Source organism: Brotaphodocola sp., from assembly GCF_050873065.1.
Lineage (GTDB): Bacteria > Bacillota > Clostridia > Lachnospirales > Lachnospiraceae > Brotaphodocola.
The window spans coordinates 1-17,718 of sequence record NZ_JBNMIC010000005.1 but is presented as its reverse complement, the minus strand read 5'-3'; the positions used below and the strand labels follow the sequence as shown (position 1 = coordinate 17,718).

At 49.5% G+C, this 17,718-nt stretch carries 13 protein-coding genes; 1 reads left to right on the top strand and 12 read right to left on the bottom strand.

Features of this window, described 5'->3' with window-relative positions:
• Positions 1-119: 119 nt before the first annotated feature.
• The 3 genes from ACR0QE_RS02605 to ACR0QE_RS02595 all read right to left on the bottom strand — a co-directional run bounded on the left by ACR0QE_RS02605 (position 120) and on the right by ACR0QE_RS02595 (position 4,363).
• Positions 120-998, bottom strand: a complete 879-nt coding sequence (locus ACR0QE_RS02605) for a LysR family transcriptional regulator (RefSeq protein ID WP_432626832.1) — start codon at positions 996-998, stop codon at positions 120-122.
• Positions 999-1,246: 248 nt separating this feature from the next.
• Complete coding sequence (locus ACR0QE_RS02600; protein WP_432626831.1) at positions 1,247-2,524, bottom strand: alkyl/aryl-sulfatase; 1,278 nt, start codon at positions 2,522-2,524, stop codon at positions 1,247-1,249.
• 339 nt (positions 2,525-2,863) lie between these two features.
• Positions 2,864-4,363 (bottom strand): tagaturonate reductase, encoded by a 1,500-nt coding sequence (locus tag ACR0QE_RS02595; protein WP_432626830.1) that lies wholly within the window; start codon positions 4,361-4,363, stop codon positions 2,864-2,866.
• A 434-nt stretch (positions 4,364-4,797) separates the two neighbouring features.
• Here ACR0QE_RS02595 and ACR0QE_RS02590 point away from each other — a divergent pair, with 434 nt between their 5' ends.
• Positions 4,798-5,097 carry a Dabb family protein gene (locus ACR0QE_RS02590; RefSeq protein ID WP_432626829.1) on the top strand — a complete coding sequence of 100 codons (300 nt, stop codon included), beginning with the start codon at positions 4,798-4,800 and terminating at the stop codon, positions 5,095-5,097.
• Positions 5,098-5,254: 157 nt separating this feature from the next.
• On the opposite strand, the gene ACR0QE_RS02585 is transcribed toward ACR0QE_RS02590, so the two are convergent.
• From ACR0QE_RS02585 to rsxC, 9 genes are all read right to left on the bottom strand, one after another.
• On the bottom strand, positions 5,255-6,277 hold the full coding sequence (locus tag ACR0QE_RS02585) for a threonine aldolase family protein (protein ID WP_432626828.1): 1,023 nt from the start codon (positions 6,275-6,277) through the stop codon (positions 5,255-5,257).
• Positions 6,278-6,460: 183 nt separating this feature from the next.
• Positions 6,461-9,124 carry a response regulator gene (locus ACR0QE_RS02580; RefSeq protein ID WP_432626827.1) on the bottom strand — a complete coding sequence of 888 codons (2,664 nt, stop codon included), beginning with the start codon at positions 9,122-9,124 and terminating at the stop codon, positions 6,461-6,463.
• Between the two features lie 72 nt (positions 9,125-9,196).
• On the bottom strand, positions 9,197-11,965 hold the full coding sequence (locus tag ACR0QE_RS02575; protein WP_432626826.1) for an ATP-binding protein: 2,769 nt from the start codon (positions 11,963-11,965) through the stop codon (positions 9,197-9,199).
• A gap of 264 nt (positions 11,966-12,229) precedes the next feature.
• The gene (locus tag ACR0QE_RS02570) at positions 12,230-13,021 is read right to left on the bottom strand and encodes an RnfABCDGE type electron transport complex subunit B (RefSeq protein WP_432626825.1); all 792 of its coding nucleotides are present in this window, start codon (positions 13,019-13,021) and stop codon (positions 12,230-12,232) included.
• Between the two features lie 15 nt (positions 13,022-13,036).
• A complete protein-coding gene (gene rsxA, locus ACR0QE_RS02565) occupies positions 13,037-13,612 on the bottom strand; it encodes an electron transport complex subunit RsxA (RefSeq protein ID WP_432626824.1) in 576 nt (191 codons plus the stop codon).
• Positions 13,613-14,305 (bottom strand): electron transport complex subunit RsxE, encoded by a 693-nt coding sequence (gene rsxE / locus ACR0QE_RS02560; RefSeq protein ID WP_177978321.1) that lies wholly within the window; start codon positions 14,303-14,305, stop codon positions 13,613-13,615.
• 11 nt (positions 14,306-14,316) lie between these two features.
• The gene (locus ACR0QE_RS02555) at positions 14,317-14,925 is read right to left on the bottom strand and encodes an RnfABCDGE type electron transport complex subunit G (protein WP_432626823.1); all 609 of its coding nucleotides are present in this window, start codon (positions 14,923-14,925) and stop codon (positions 14,317-14,319) included.
• 2 nt (positions 14,926-14,927) lie between these two features.
• Positions 14,928-15,887: an RnfABCDGE type electron transport complex subunit D gene (locus ACR0QE_RS02550; RefSeq protein WP_432626822.1), complete on the bottom strand. Its 960-nt coding sequence runs from the start codon at positions 15,885-15,887 to the stop codon at positions 14,928-14,930.
• The gene (gene rsxC, locus ACR0QE_RS02545; RefSeq protein ID WP_432626821.1) at positions 15,884-17,227 is read right to left on the bottom strand and encodes an electron transport complex subunit RsxC; all 1,344 of its coding nucleotides are present in this window, start codon (positions 17,225-17,227) and stop codon (positions 15,884-15,886) included. The genes ACR0QE_RS02550 and rsxC overlap by 4 nt, the downstream gene beginning before the upstream one ends.
• Between the last annotated feature and the right edge of the window lie 491 nt (positions 17,228-17,718).

Sequence of the window (17,718 nt, the reverse complement as noted above, 5' to 3'; positions counted from 1 at the left end):
ATTTTTTTCATGCTTTCTTGTAAAATTGTATAAAATCATGTCATCATTCCAAAATGGAATCTCGGAGATCTCTTTTCTCTTGCCCTCGCCTACTTCTCACTCACTTCTCGCTTACTTTCTTACTCTTCATACCGGCGGTGGAAATATCGCTCTGCCTGCCGGATGAATTCCTGTGCATACGGGGAGCGGGTCAGCTGTTCCGAATAGATCAGCCAGGTATTTCGCTGCAAGGGTCTCCCGTCTGAAAAATAGAGCGGCATCGCAGACACTCCAAGATTTTTCAGCTGATTTTTCTCAAAAAATCCGATCGTGTACCCAACTCCCTGCTGGGCAAGCGCCCAGCTTGTCTCCACCATCCGGACATGAACAGCCGGGGCCGGAGGAGTCTTTGAAAAATCCTCCCACCACTGTTCAACCAGTTTCTGGCTGTACTCCCCGAGCGTGCAGTCAATTCGTTTCATCGTAAAAAGAGATTCCTTCGCGATCGGGACCGCGGCAATCGCATACGCCTGTTCCGTAAATAGCCGGATCTTCTTCAATTTGCACTCGTACTCTCCCCGGAGAAACGCCATATCCGAGACGCCCTCCTTCAGGAAATGGAGCAGATCATGGCTCTTTGCGTGCTCCACATCAAATGTCACATTCGGATAGTGGTCCGTGTATTCCCGGATCAGATCCGGAAGATAATATTCCGCGAATGAGGTTGAGGCGGCAAGGCGAATCGTTCCCGCCTCATTCTCCCGGAACGCCTCAAGTCTGCGCTCAATTCCTCCGCGAAACTGGAGATACAGCTCTGCCTGATGGGCGAGATACTCCCCCTCATCCGTAAAAGCGACTCCTTTTGTGCTGCGATCCACAATCTTGACATTCAGCTCATCCTCCATGCACTGAATCCGCTTTGTCAGTGTCGGCTGAGTCATAAACAGTTTGTCTGCCACCTTTGTGATATTCGGAGTTCGATACAGCTCAAACAAAATTTTCCAGTCAATATCTCTCATCGTTTCCCCACCTTCTCTCTGCACACTCTTTTCCGCACATTTTGTCATTTATGAGAGTTTTTCTCATATTCCCCGTTTAATTCTTATCATATCAGACTTTTTATCATTGATAAAATGCATTTATACAAACGAATCCCATGAGCAAAAACTCATGGGATCCCAACTTTCACATCTATTCTTTTATTTTTCCACTTTCGCTTATCTTCTTATTCCGTACACGCTTTACTGCATTTTATTCTTTTATCGTCTTATTTCTCCAGTTCTTTTGCCGACACGAGATAATAATGGCGTCCGTTTGCACTTGTCTCAAGCGATGCCAGACGACGCAGAGCCTGAATCTTCCACTGGCGCACCTGCGCATTCTGCGCCTCATCCGCGCTCTCCTCATCCCAGTACTCTGCAAGCTCTAAGCACCACTGATCATCCTGCTCCTCATTTGCCTGCCGGATCGCCTCAATCAGCGCCTCTGTTCCGCCGATCAGTTTTCTCATCTTCTCTGCGCGGCTCTTTGGGGCAAGCGGATGCAGATGAGTCGGATTTCCGTCAAACCAGCCCAGATATGCCGTGAAAATCGCTCTCACCGTCCACTCGGCACAGCCATAGAACTCACCAAGCCACGGAAGATCCCGGTATTGCGGCGCAAGCCGGATCTCCGATGCCAGTTCATCCTCCGTCTTTCCCTGATTCATTCCCTCAAGCGTCCGCAGTAAAATATCCTCGATCGCCGCCTGAAAGCTCTTCAGCACTTCCTCTATCTTTTCTCTTCCGCAGATCACGCGGGTGTGACCCGGAAGCAGATATTCTGCCGGAAATTGTCTGAGCCGGTCCAGACTGCGGATCCATCCCGCAATATCGCGGTACTGGCTACCGCGAATCGCGTACAGGTTCGGGAAACATCCATAATAATTGTCTCCGCAGCAGAGTACTTTCGCATCCGGAATCCAGACTGCCATCTGATCGTCCGTCTCCCCCGGAAGACGGAAAAGTTCCAAGCGGACTCCATCAATCTCCCGGCCTTCCCAGTCACTCTCATAGACGATATTGGCGGGCACAAAGTCATACTTGTCCCCGTATGCAATGCCCTCACGGATTCCGATTCCCTGAGAGATGTTCTCCTCGTCAGAAAGCGCATATCCAAACTGGCGCGCTCCCCTGCGCATCTGGATCTCCCTGAGCATTCCCGTGTGCTCGAGGATCGGCATCTTCGGTGCAAATGCGATAATCTCCTTTGCCGTATCTCTAAATGCACCTGCACCTCCCCGGTGATCCGGATGCATATGGGTATACAGAATCGTGTGGACTTCTTTTCCCGTTTTCTCCTTAATCAATTCTCTCAAACGCTCTCCACGTTCCAGAGTGTCGAGCGTGTCAATCAGAATCACTCCGGTATTTCCCTCGAGGAAAATCGCATTGCTGTGACCCATTCCGAGCACATGCCAGATGCCTTTCGTCACCTCCGTCACCGTCTCCTTGTACTCCCGCTCCGTGAATTCCCGCAGTCTCTCTTCTCCATTCTGTACCAGCATCTTAACTCCTCCATTTAAAAAATATATTTTGCTCCCAGGCACTCTAATCCTCGCTCCTCAAATCAGCATCCGACCAGATTTTTTCTCTGTACAATAACTCTTATTCCTTTTCTTTCTGAAAAAAGTATAGCATAAATCTCCTGTCAAATACAGAAGGCACTTTTTTGTTACCGTATCTTACGTACAACATTTCACGGATGCTGCTGCGCCCAGTCACATTCTCACGGAGCATTTTTTCACAGAACGCCATTTTCTATAAAAAAAGAGAGAAACACAGAGGTAACTCTCCATGCTTCTCTCTCATAAAATTCAAAATCCTGTTCCCAGAACGGGACTATTTTACAGGCAGCTTGCGTATGCAGCCTTTGCGCCCTCGGTGCGGATCATCTTCAGATCTGCAACAACCTTCTCCTCAAGGCCTGCGATCTTGGTCAGATCCTGATCCCACATCTGCTCGTTGGTCAGAACAGCGTGTACCAGCTCCTCTGCGGAGTCATCCTTGTGTGCATAGTAGAACTCCAGAGCCCATCTGTCATCACTTACGGTGTACTCATTGCCTGCCGGACGCTTACAAACCAGACCTGCATCGGTCAGAGCCTGGATGTCATTGCTGTAAAATGCAATGTAAGCAGCCAGAGACATGGTCAGGCACTCCGGAAGCTGTCCCTTCTCCTCGATGTAGCCCAGGAAGGACGGCATGTTTCTTGCTTTCCACTTGGAGGTGGAATTCAGGGAAATGCTCATCAGCTCGTGGTTTACGAACGGGTTGTTGAAACGATCCTCAACAGCTGCTGCGAACTTCTTCAGATCATCCTTGTCCAGCGGAAGGGTCGGGATAACCTCATCGTACAGCATCTTGTTCATGAAGCCCTTGATAACCTCGTCGTGCATGCAGTCACGAACGATGTTCTCGCCTGCTAAGTATGCACCCAGAACGAATCCGGTGTGTGCGCCGTTTAAGATACGAACTTTTCTCTTCTTGTACGGGCTCATATCCGGGGTAACGAATACTTTGTCGATCAGACCAGCCTTCTTGAACGGAAGAACATCGTTGAGTTTCTCATCGCCCTCGATTACCCAGACACCGAATACCTCACCAACGTCGGTCAGCGGATCCTCGTAGCCGTTCTTCTCATCCAGTGCTTTTACTTCCTCCTGGTCACGGATACGACCCGGAACGATACGGTCTACCAGAGAACCACAGAAGGTGCAATCCTCGTTTACATACTTCTTGAATCCATCCTCAAGACCCCACTGCTCAATGTACTGGTTTACGCACTTTAACAGCTCTTTGCCGTTATTATCGATCAGCTCGCATGCCAGCATGATGATGCCCGGCTTGCCTGCCTGATAACGATGATACAGAACCTGGGTCAGCTTTGCCGGGAAGCTGGACGGCGGGCAGTCATCCTTCTGGCAGGACGGATCATACTGGATACCAGCCTCGGTGGTGTTGGAAACGATGATCTCAAGATCGTCGCTTGCTGCAACTTCCATCATCTTCTCGTAGTCAGCCTTCTCATACGGATTCAGGCAGTTTGCAACGCTGGAAATCACGCGCTTGTCGTCTACCTTCTTGCCGTTCTCGCTTCCGCGCAGATACAGGGTGTAAAGACCTTCCTGCTCGTTGATCATCTTTGCCAGTCCCGGAGCAATCGGCTGTACCAGGCAGCACTTTCCGTTCCATCCAGCCTTCTCATTTGCAAGATCGAACCAGTAATCTACGAATGCACGAAGGAAGTTTCCCTCACCAAACTGCATAACCTTTACCGGAGCATCCTCCAGAATGTAGCCATCGTAACCGGATTTCTTTAATACATCATAATTCAGAAGTGCCATCGCTATTTTTCTCCTTTCCATTGACCGCGTCCCCTCGTTACGGTATCATACGGCATTTTCCACTCAGAAAATCTCCACCCGTGAAGCGTAACGTCTCATCCGCTGCCGTCTTTGTACGTTTTTCATTTCTGAGCCCTATTCTACCACACTTTTTTCAATTTGGGAATACTAAATTGTAAATACTTTCATAAAAATTTTTCCCTTGTTTTTAAGGTATATGATTGTCTGATTTGTGTCAAAATTGTAAACGCTTTCATTTTCATGGAAATCTCTGCAATTTTGCTGACTCCTCCTGCTTTTTCGTAGTATAATAAATTCAGAAATTTTAATTATACCTTTCCATTTTTCCCACTCAGGCGGCAGTACTTCAATCCTGCGCTCTATATTAAGCATATTAAGTCAAATGCAAACTATCTTATCAGGAGGACAAATATATGATTCGTCATATCTTATTTTGGAAATTTACCGATCAGATAAAAGCAGAACATCGCGAGGCAGAGGCTCTCGCCTTTCTTCAGAACTCCGTCGCAACAATGGACGGACATATCGATGGGCTTCTGTGTGCAGAAATCGGCACAAACACTGCCGGCGGCGATTATGATCTCGTCTTCTACTCCGAACTCGCGGACGAGTCCGCCCTGAAATCTTTCCAGAACCACCCGCTCCACGTCGCCCACAGAGAGCGCTGCAAAGATCTCGTGACCGACCGGCTCTGCGGAGATTTAGCACACTGACAATTTCTTTTTATATTGTAGAAATGCAATCACTCAGGCGGGGATTACCTCCCCTCCTGAGTAATACGCTTCGCGAAGGCACAATGCGCCAGTGGCACTTGTCATGCACCAACCACAGTGAAACAAAAAAATTTGTTCTACTGATCTCAAAAATTATTTATAAAATCTCAATCAGCGCCTTCACATCTTCCATCTTCGTCGCCCAGCTTGTCGCAAAGCGCACAACCGTGTGAGTTTCATCCATCTTCTCCCAAAAGCTGAATGCCACTTCCTTTTCCAGACGCTCTTTCTGCTGATTTTCCAGAATCACAAAAATCTGATTTATCGGAGAGTCCACATAAAACTCATACCCCCGCTTCCTCAACGCCTGCTTGAGCACCTTTGCAGTCTGGATCGCATTTTCACTGATCTTTAAATAGAGATCATCGGTGAACAGTGTGTCAAACTGGATTCCGAGGAGACGCCCCTTTGCAAGCAAGGCGCCCTGCTGTTTTACCATCGTGATAAAATGTTTCGGCGCGCCATTCGGGAAGACAACAGCCTCTCCACAGAGTGCTCCGACCTTTGTTCCTCCTATATAAAAGACATCCACGAGATGCGCAATATCTGCAAGCGTGAGGTCTGTTCCCTCACTCACAAGTCCATATCCAAGTCTTGCGCCATCCAGAAACAGCGGAATCTCAAAAGATTTGCAGACCTCAGAAATCGCTTTCAGCTCCGTCTTTGTATACAAAGTTCCGTACTCCGTCGGATGAGAGAGATAAACCATTCCCGGAAATACCATGTGATCGTGGTTTCCGTCCTGATAGAACGTCTCCAAATACTGTCTAAGTACTTCTACATTCATCTTTCCATCTTTCTCCGGAATCTCAAGAACCTTATGCCCGGTGTACTCGATCGCTCCCGCCTCGTGAATGCTCACATGACCGGTTTTTGCTGCGACAACACCCTCATATCTTCTAAGCATCGAGCCAATCACCACCGCATTTGTCTGCGTTCCCCCGACAAGAAAGGTGACATCCGCATTCGGACAATCACACGCCACTCGAATCTTCTCCTTTGCTGACTCGCAATACGGATCCATCCCATATCCATCAAGTTTCTCCATATTTGTCTCTACCAGACGTTTTAAAATTGCTTCGTGAGCACCCTCACAGTAGTCATTTACAAAGTATAACATTGCTATCTATTTCCTTTCCTGATTATCTGATTTTTTCCAAAACTCAGCTGTTGCACAGGCGCAGGAGCGGAGAAGTACAGGCAAACCCGTGTGAGACGCCGGTGTTTAGGCTGTGTCTTTTACAGCCTTACGCACCGCTGCGTCGAACCCGGAGCGAGAGCGCGTTTGCATGACTTACTCCGCTCAATACTTCCTCACATACTTCTCCAGCGCCGCAAGCAGCTTATCAATCTCAAGCGGTTTCGCGATATGCTCATCCATCCCGGCTTCCCGGCATCTCATAATGTCCTCGACAAATGCATTTGCCGTCATCGCAATGATCGGCGTACGAACGTCATATTCCTGCTCCAGTCCCCGGATCGCTCGCGCCGCCTCATACCCATTCATCACCGGCATCATAATATCCATCAAAATCGCATCGTATCTTTTTCTTCCCGTTTTTTCATTTTCCTCCAGATTTCTGCGAACTGCCTCGACCGCCTCCTCGCCGTTCCAGACACTCTCAATCTCGGCTCCAGCCTCAGTCAGCATAAACTTTGCAATCTCCTGATTGAGTTCATTATCCTCAACAAGCAAAAGTTTCTTTCCCCTTATCCCGCTGCCGCCATCACCTGTCTTGCCCCGCTCGCGCCGCAGTCGCGCCTCTTCGTTCTGTCTGTCCGCATCCGGATTGAGAAGAAAAGGAATCCGTACATCAAACGCACTTCCCATGTATTTCCGGCTGTGCACCTCAATCGTGCCGCCCATCTTTTCGATGAGCTTTTTCACAATCGCCATACCAAGCCCGGTTCCCGCATGCGTCTGCCCTGCCTCATTCTCCTGTGTAAATGGCTCAAACATCTTTTTCTGAAATGCCTCGCTCATTCCGATTCCCGTGTCCTCAATCAGAAAGCGCACCCAGATTTTTTCCTGTTTTTTCTGATTTTTCTGCTTCTCCTGCTTTTCTGACCTTTCCGGCAGTCTTTGCTCTCCCGGAATTTCCCGCCGTCCCGAAATTTTCCTATCCTCCGCGGCATTCTGCCCCTTCGGCATCTCCTCCACCGCAACGAAAATCTGACCGCCGATGCGATTGTACTTCACAGAATTCGATAAAATATTTGTCAGAATCCGGTTCACATACGTCGCACTTCCGATGAGCTGCGGATGCCTGATTCCATCCGGTGTACGGTTCACGATCGTCACAGAGCGCTTCTGCGCCTGCACCCCGATCACCTCCATGCAGTGTCTCATCTGGTCATTGAGATTGAAAGGCTCCTCAATCAGCTCAATCTCCCCGCTCTCGAGCTTGCTCATATCAAGTACATCATTGACAAGCATCAGAAGCTGTTTGACCGCTGCCCGCTCCTTCTCCCGGTTTTCTTTCAGCTTCTCGACATCATCCGGATAGCGGTCCGACATCTCGATCAGCCCGAGAATTCCATTGATCGGTGTCCGGATATCGTGGCTCATTCTCGCAAGGAAATCCGACTTTGCCGCATTTGCGAGATTCGCTTCCCGGTAAGCCTTCTCAAGTTCCCTCTTCTGGCGCTCCAACCTGCGGTTTGCCGCCTGCATCTCCTTGTGGTAATTCTCCACCTCACGAATCTGGCTGCTGATATCGCGTCCCACAATGATCGCACAGATATGACCATTCTCCTCTTTCTCCGACATCAGGACCGTCGCGCGGACGTACTTATTCTGCCGGATGTCCCAGTAATCGTATTCGCACTTTCGGATTCCATGCTGATACGACTGGAGCAGTTTCTCCGTCGTCGCCTCCTCGAGCGCCCTTCCGTCTGTATACACAGACTTCAAAATCTGTTTCACCCTGTCGAGATAGTCATCAAACTTGAGCGGCAGATGAAGCCCCAAAAGGCGAATCGGATTCTCCCCGTTTTTCATCTCATATGCCGTCTCTATATATCCATTCGTCAGATCAACCGAAAAGCTGTACTCGCAGTCATGGGTGATCGCATCGCGGTACTGTCTGCGTTCCTGACGATACATCAGATTCATCTGTTCCGACTCATTGACATCCATGATCAGACTTTGAATTATGGGGTTTCCATTCTCATCTCTCCCCCGTTTTCCGGAGTCAAGCACCCATTTGAGACTTCCATTCTTACAAATCACCCGGTATTTCATCGAATAGCTGTCCTTCCGCTTGAGCTGGTGCCTCAGCGAAAACAGCACTTCCGAGCGATCCGGCGGATAGACATTTCCGAGCATGCTCCCCATGCAGGCATCCAGAAATTCCTTTGCTGTGTAGCCCTGATTTGCCGCAACATTCCGGCTGACATAGCTGATTGAGAACTGTCTGTCTTCCCGGCTGATCATATATCCGCCGTTGATTCCGTTTGCAAACGTGTCAAGCTGTGCCATGATCCTTGCATTCGCATCCTCGAGCTTCTGATTGACCTCAACGATCTCACATTCCGCCTCAAAGAGCTCCTGCATATTGCAGACGGAAATCAGCCAGATCTCTCTCCCGTCATAGCTGATGTGCTCCTTCTTGACAATCCGGACCCAGAGCCGCGCTCCCTGTGCCGTATGCATATGCGTCTCCATCGTTCCCGACCACCCTGCAAACACAGTTTCCGAGAAGACTTCATTCTGATTCGGGCAGATGATCTTCATCAGCAGCTTGCCCGTGTGTCTCTCAAACTCCTCAATCGACTCATACCCGAGCATATGGACGCTGAGCTCACTCACCATACAGATCGGAAGACCCTCTTCATAATATCCGCCAATAATTCCCACCCCATGATTTTCCATCAAAAGGATCTGAAATTTTTCTTCCAGATGTTCTGAAAAAATCTGATACTGCTCGTTTAAAAACAGTCCCTCTCCGTAGTATGTCTTGCGCACCGCTTTTGTGTCTCCTTCCTGAACAGCCTGTCGTTTGGTGTTCTCATTGTCTGTCCGTTCCCGGTCTGTCGCTTATCCCTGATCCCTGTCACCCGTCCCGCTCATCTGCCTCTGCTGCCTGTTCATCTGCTTCATCTTCCGGACTGCAAGCAGAAACTTGGAGATGTCGAGCGGTTTGGAAATATGCTCATTCATCCCCGCCTCCCGGCTCCTGCGGATATCCTCAAGAAATGCGTTCGCCGTCATCGCAATGATCGGAACCGTGGCGGCATCCGGGCGATCCATCGCACGAATCTGCTTTGCCGCCTCAAGTCCGTTCATCACCGGCATCATGATATCCATCAGAATGATCTCATACGTTCCCGGAGCCGAGTCGGCAAATTTCTCCACAGCATCTTTTCCATTCCACGCCTGGTCGACAACCGCTCCCTCCTCCGCAAGAAGATACTCTGCGATCTCCATGTTCAGCTCATTGTCCTCCACGAGAAGAATTCTCGTACCCTCAAGCGAAACCTCGGGAAGTACCTCCGTCTCGCCAGAAGCTTTCACCTCCCGGTCTTTTTCAAACACAAAGCGGAGAAAGAACGTCGTTCCCGCTCCCTTTTTGCTCTCAAACCGGATGCTTCCGCCCATGCGCTCGATCAGTTCCTTCACGATCGCAAGTCCCAGGCCGGTTCCCGCATACGTTGTCCGCGCCGAGTCTCCCTCCTGTGCAAACGGGTCAAAGACCCGCTTCTGAAACTCCTCACTCATGCCGATTCCGCTGTCCCGACAGATCCACTCAAACGTCGCCGTCTTCTCATCCGATCCGACCTCCCGGCAGGAGACGCGGATGCTTCCGTGTTCCCGATTGTACTTAACCGCATTTCCCATGATATTCTGGACAATCCGCTTTAAGTGCAGAGGACTTCCGATCACCTTGTTGTGAGACAGCTCCTGATACTCCTCACAGAAGTGAAGACCTGCCTCCCTCGCCTGCTCCTCCACAACCGTCGTCGCCTCCTCGAGCGTTTCCTGAAGATCAAACGGACGGTTTTCAAGCTCAATCTCCCCGGATTCGAGCTTGTTCATGTCGAGAACTTCATTTACGAGATCGAGCAGGAAATGGGAGACACTGATAATCTTGTTGAGACACTGTCTCTGCTTGTCGGGATCATCCAGACTGCGCTTTGCGATCGTCGCCATTCCCATGACTCCGTTGATCGGGGTTCGGATGTCGTGGCTCATCCGGCGCAGGAAGTTCGTCTTCGCCCGGTTTGCACGCTCCGCCTCCATCATGCTGTCGTGAAGCTGTCTCTGGTACTCCATCTCCTGCCGTTTCTGTGCATCGATCGCAGAAACCACGTAGAGGACATGAGTCACCCGCCCTTCTTCATTCCGGTTTTTCACAATGAAACGGCCGCTGTACCAGCTTCCACTCAGCCCCATATATTCCATCATAATGGTTTCTGCATGCGCGAGCCGGTCCGGGAGCGTTGCAAGGTCAAAAAATCCCTTCACCTGTTCCCGGTATTCCGGCGCTACCATCTCCGTATAGATCTGCCTTCCCATCATGGATGCACTTCCGCTCTGTCCGGTCAGACGATGAATCTCCTCGCGGTTTGAGATCTGTTCAATAAAATCATTCTCAATGTCTATCTGATAGATCAAAAAGTAAATCTTGCTGATCGCAGAGATGATCTCATTGCTCATCGTCACATCCCGGAGAGCGCGCTCAAGCAGTTCCTGATGTTCACGCTCCTCTCTCACAATGTCATCGATCGGGCGGAAGCCGATGACTACCTGAAACTCGTCATCCCCCTCCTGAATGAGGATCGCCTGCGCCTCAAAATACTCTCTCCCGACGAGATTCTTTTTCGCGCGGTAACGGTAGACAAAACGGTCCTGATGTTCAAGAACCTTCATCAGGTGCTCTGCATTCATCTTTTCCATGAAATCCGGAGCTGCTTTCTGGACAATGCAGTGATCATAGTAATCTTTTATGCGGCAGGAATACTGTAATTTTCCCTCCTGCATCAGTTTCTCGCTGATCGCCGCGTTCGTCGTCTCCTCCTGTTTGATGATCTCGAGCGTATCCTTTCTTAAATCCACATGATAGACATTGGAAAACTCCCTGCACAGAGAGACGAGAATGCTTCTGTCCTTCTCTTCCTCCTCCATCCGGATCCGCAGAAGTTCCTCCTGCGCATCGATGAACATCAGAAGAATCGTTGTGGTGAGTCCCATATTGGAACACGGATACTCCGGAAATCTCATCTGAATCAGAGTGCCGGCAATCACCGGAATAGCGTATGCAAAAGACTGTTCTGCCATCTTTTTCTTCCGCTCATCCTTCTGGATAATCATCCGGTGGATATTGACAAGCGTCGTCCAGCCCATATATCCGCCTGCAATAATCGCATAGAACACATAGTAAAGCGGTCCCCTGCTGTAATCTCCCTGCGCGCTCACCCGGAAAATCCATCCCGTCCAGAACGAGACAAGCAAAAGAATTCCGAGAAGCATCAGCGGCGCAGACGCGAGGATCCTGAATTTCCGGTTTTTAAAAAGACCTGAGCGATATTTTTTCTCACTGTAATAAAAGAGATAAAATCCGACAAAGCCAAAAGAAAAGTCAAACGCACAGTTCAGAAAAAACGTTCCGATATGCCCCGCTCTCTGCTCCATCACCACACAAAGCATGTCGGAACCGGCACAGAATACGCACGCCACCAGCATAATCATCATCCGCTTCTGCAGTTTCCCAAACCCGGACATCCGGCTGAGTTTATATACAAGTGCCACATCTACGCTCAGCAAAAACAGAACAATCACCAGATAGGTGTGGTCAAACACTTCCATATACATATCTCCTGCCCCTTTTTCTCATTCAAGTACGTCTACGTCTGTCTGCTCTGTCATGCAAAATCTCTTATTTCTTCAACCCTCAAAGAAATCTTACATTCAGAATTTTCTGCTACAAAAAAACATAAAAAAAGTATAACACATTCTGTCGAATTTTGCGATGAAGTTCGCGGAGAATTGGAGAATTCAAAAAGCGGCATTCCCGGATTTCTCCGAGAACACCGCTCTGATTGTTTTTGATAATTAGAATTTCCTGACTGATTACAGGATTGCCTGTACCGGGCACTTCTTTGCGCACTTGCCGCAGTTCTTGCACTTTGTGTAGTCGATGACTGCCACGTTGTTATCCATATGGATTGCATCAAACGGGCACTCCTTGGTACACAGCGTACATCCGATACATCCGGCGGTACATACCTTCTTGACTGCCGGTCCGCGGTCATGGGAAGCACACTGTACGAGGTGCTTTGCCTTGTACGGAACCAGAGTGATCAGGTTGCGCGGGCAGGCAGCAACACACTTGCCGCATGCCATACATTTCTCTTTGTCTACAACTGCAACGCCGTTTACCACATGAATGGCATCAAACTCACATGCCTTCACGCAGGAACCGAAGCCCTCGCAGCCGTAAGAACATGCCTTCGGGCCGCCACCCGGAACAACAGATGCCTCGCGGCAGTCATGAATTCCAGAGTACTCATACAGAGTCTGTGCCTTGTCGCAGGTTCCCTTACATTTTACAAATGCTACGTTCTTGTCGCCCTCTTCTACGGTTACACCGAGAATCTCAGCAATCTTCTCGCCGACTGCTGCACCGCCTACCGGACAGGTATTCGGAGCTGCCTCGCCATTTGCGATTGCCTTTGCCAGAGCGTCACAGCCTGCAAATCCGCAGCCGCCGCAGTTGTTTCCCGGAAGCTCTGCACGGATTGCCAGCTCTTTTTCATCCACTTCAACTTTAAATTTCTCACCGAACAGCCCCAGACCGATACCAACTACGATACCGGCTGCCGCAACTACTGCTGCCGCGATGACTACTGCCATTATATCCATCCTCGTCTCTCCCTCCTACAATAATCCGGAAAATCCGAAAAATGCGATCGCCATCAGTCCTGCAGTTACAAGAACAATCGGAGATCCCTGGAAACTGTAAGGAATATCATTTCCCTCAATTCTCTCACGGATGCCGGCAAGCAGAACAATCGCAATCGTGTAACCGACTGCAGTTGCCACGCCGTTTACTACGCTCTGTACGAAGCCGTAACCATTCTGTACGTTGGTCAGTGCCACACCGAGAACGGCACAGTTCGTGGTAATCAGCGGAAGGAATACGCCCAGTGCGTTGTAGAGGGATTCCATGCACTTGTGCAGGAACATCTCTACAATCTGTACCAGAGCTGCGATTACAAGGATGAAGACGATCGTCTTCATGTAATCAAGTCCAAGAGGACTTAAAATATAGTTGTAAATCAGACTAGCCACGATGGAAGCGATCGTAATAACGAAGATTACCGCACCGCCCATACCTGCTGCAGTCTCTACCTTACGGGATACACCGACGAAGGAACAGATGCCCAGGAACTGGCTCAGTACAACGTTGCTGACCAGCGCGGAGCTGATCGCAATAACCAGTAATTCTTTCATTTATTTGCCCTCCCCTTCGGTCTTATGCTCGGCGCAGGTCATGCAGTTGCCAGTGCAACCGAAGTTTTCTTTCTCTTCCTTATCTGCAGAACCATTCGTTGCGCACGGTGCTTTCAGCTTGTTCTGAAGAGCGGTCAGCATGGACAGAACGAAGAATGCGCCCGGTGCAAGAATAAAGATGGAGATCGGCTGGAAGGAAGACGGAGTTACCTGGATGCCGAATACAGTTCCGGCACCAAGAACCTCACGGCATGCTCCGATCAGTCCAAGTGCGATTGTGAATCCAAGACCCATTCCAAGTCCATCGAATGCGGACAGGATCGGGGTGTTCTTCATTGCGAAGGACTCGGCACGACCAAGGATGATACAGTTTACAACGATCAGCGGAATGTAAATACCCAGAGCGCTGTACAGAGACGGAAGGAAACCTTCCATCAGCATATCTACGATCGTTACGAGTGATGCTACGACTACGATCTCGCCTGGAAGACGAACGCGGTCCGGAATCAGGTGGCGCAGTGCGGAAATCAGAAGGTTTGCACACACAAGTACCGCCGTGGAAGAAAGTCCCATGCCGACACCGTTGATTGCGGATGTTGTTACCGCCAGAGTCGGGCAAAGGCCAAGCATCTGTACGAAAATCGGGTTTTCTTTCCAGATACCATTGTATAAACGTTCTACATATTTGTTCATGATTGCCCCTCCTACTGTGTGATGCAGTTCTCTACGAAGTAGACTGCCGCATTGACTGCACCGGTCGTTGCTTTGGATGTGAAGGTCGCACCACTGATGGCCTGAATCTCCTCATCAGAAGCAGGAGCCGTCTTTGTTACTGAGAATGTTGCTGCCGGTTTTCCGTTGAACTGATCCTTGAAGTCCGGCTCTTTTGCCTTCATACCAAGACCAGGGGTCTCGCTGATGGACAGGAAACCGATTCCGGTCAGGGTGTTCTCCTTCGTCACACCGACAGAAATCTGAACTTTTCCGTTGTAACCATCATTGGAAGTGGAGGTGATCAGATATCCGATCACGTTGCCGCTTGCATCGAGTGCTTCCTGTGCACCATCCACAGATACATTACCAAATCCCTGTGCGGAAACATCTGCTGCGCAGGCCTCTACGGCTGCCTTCAGATCATCTGTCTCCTCAAAACTTGCTGCATCCGGATAAACCTCTTTGTATGTAGCAGTTGCTGCTGCGAGCTGTGCTGCCGCAATCGGAGCCTTGGTTACCTCATGTACGGCACCTAAGCACACACCGGCAATCAGGGTAATCGCAAATAAGATGGACGCGTCTTTCATAATTCCTTTCATGACTACTTGCCCTCCTTTTTCGCAAACATTTTTGCCCAGCCGCTCTCGCTCTCTCTGCCGAATGCTGCCGGAAGGGTTGCCTTCTCAATAACCGGAACAAGCAGGTTGCTCAGGATGATTGCGTAGGAAACGCCCTCTGCGGAAGCTCCCCACAGACGGAAGATACCGGTCAGAAGACCAAGAACAACGCCGAATACGTACTGACCAGCCGGGGTTACCGGGCTTGTCACATAGTCGGTTGCCATGAAGAAGGCACCAAAGATCAGACCGCCTCCGCATACTTCACAAGCTACATAATACGGATCATGGTTGCCGAAGATGAAGATGAAGACAGCGGTTGTGATGATGTAGGTCAGCGGGATGCGCAGGGAAATTACCTTGCGGACTACCAGGTAAGCTGCACCGATCAGAAGAGCGATGACAGAAACCTCACCGATGGTTCCCGGAATCTTACCGATGAACATGGATGCTAAATCCATCGTCTCACCATTTCTCATAGCTGCCAGAGGAGTTGCACCACTCCATCCATCCAGAGTAAAGCTGGACATCTTTCCTGCGAAAGAGATCAGCAGGAAGCATCTTGCTGCCAGTGCCGGGTTCATGAAGTTCTGGCCCAGACCACCGTAGAGCTGCTTTACAACGATAATTGCAAATACACCGCCAAGTGCCGGGATCCACAGCGGAATCGTTGCCGGCATATTCAGCGCAAGAATCATACCGGTTACGACAGCACTGAAATCAGAGATCGTGATCGGCTTTTTCATGCCTTTCTCATAGACATACTCACTCAGCACGCAGGCTGCAATCGTTACAATCAGAACCAGCAGGGCATGAAGACCAAACTGGAACACGCCGTATGCCGTTGCAGGCAGCATCGCAATCGCCACATCCATCATGATGCTGCGGGTTGTCTCACTGCTGCGCACATGCGGGGACGACGATACGTTAAATAATTTACTCATTTCTTATTCGCCTCCTGCGCTTTCTTTCTGCGGTTAGCCGCAACCGTCTTTCTCATTTCCTTGAATGCCTGAGTAAGCGGTCTCTTGGCAGGACAGATGAAGGTACAGCTTCCGCACTCCATACACTCCATACCATTTAATTTTTCAAATTTATCACAGTCACCCTTGAGTGCTGCGTCCATCATCATAACCGGAACAATGTGGCTCGGGCATACGCTGATGCACTTACCGCAGCGGATACACGGAGTCTCCTGGTTTGCCTTGACCTCATCCTTAGTAAAGCAGGTCAGTGCGGAGTTTGTCTTGATGACCGGAACGTCCAGAGTGAACATTGCCATACCCATCATAGGACCACCGGAAATGACCTTCTCCGGCTCCGTCTTGAAACCGCCGGCTGCCTCAACGATCTCCTGCATGTTGGTACCGATCTTGACACGGAAGTTCTGCGGGTTTGCCACAGCATCACCGGTCACGGTAAATGTGCGCTCCATGAGCGGAGTCGTCTTGCAGACTGCCTGATAGATTGCGCGCATCGTGTCTACGTTGTCCACGATACAGCCTGCATCTGCCGGGAGCATGGAGGAATTTACCTTGCGTCCTGTGATTGCATAAATCAGGGAACGCTCACCACCCTGCGGATACTTGGTCTTTAACGGACATACAGAAATACGAGGCTCGTCCTTCACAAGCTCAGTCATCTTCTTGATGGCCTCCGGCTTGTTGTCCTCGATACCGATCACACCTTTTGCCTTCTCAAACAGCTGAAGAACGACTTTCAGTCCACCGATGACCTGCTCAGGAGCTTCCATCATCAGACGATAGTCGGAAGTCAGATACGGCTCACACTCTGCACCATTTAACAGAATGTAATCGATCGCATTCTCATCCTTCGGAGAAAGTTTTACGTTGGTCGGGAAGCCTGCACCGCCCAGACCTACAATTCCCGCTTCCTTCACGATGGTGCGAATATCCTGCTTGGAAAGTGTTGACGGATCACGGTCTGCTCCCAGACCCTCCACCGTGTTGTACTCTCCGTCATTGGTTACCACGATGGAATTCACCATCGCACCACTGGCAACTCGCCGCATCTCCACTGCCTTAACTGTTCCGGAAACTGAACAGATTACATTCGCAGAGATAAATCCACTGGCTTCGCCGATTTTCTGACCCACCAGAACCTGATCGCCCTTTTTTACAAGTGGCGTAGCCGGAGCACCGATGTGCTGGGACATCGGATATACCATATCGCCCTTCGGCATCAGGACCTGAACCGGCTTGCTCTCAGACAGTTCTTTTCCCTCAAAAGGATGAACGCCGCCTCTAAATGTAGCCAATCCCATTACCTTTACCCTCTTTCTATACATTTTCGACTTCTATTGACAAATTATCTCGTTTGTCATCTGTAACAGTATAACACATTTGCATGGATTGGACAATTTCATTTTTAACATTGTATACAAAAACCACCCTTGATTTTCCTTGTAAATCGGACGTTTTTGGCGGTTTTGTCTCCTCATTTTCGTTAAATTTCAAACAGGTATTTCCCCGTTTCACACGCACGATTTTTTTGAAGAGCAGACCTTTTTTCTGCTTTTTGCACTTTTTTCGTTAAATTCTCGTTAACAAATGTCAACTTTTTATCATTATTCTTTATCACGCTAAAGTTCTATTAATTTTACTTATAGATCTATCGAAATATCGCTGTTTTTTTTATCAGTGAATGGATGTGAACTGCCCATTGTCTAAAGCCAATGGGCTTCCTGCTTCACAGACCTCGTGACCTACTATCTCCACAGGCGTTAATTCGGGCAGTCCCCGCCCTATATATTTA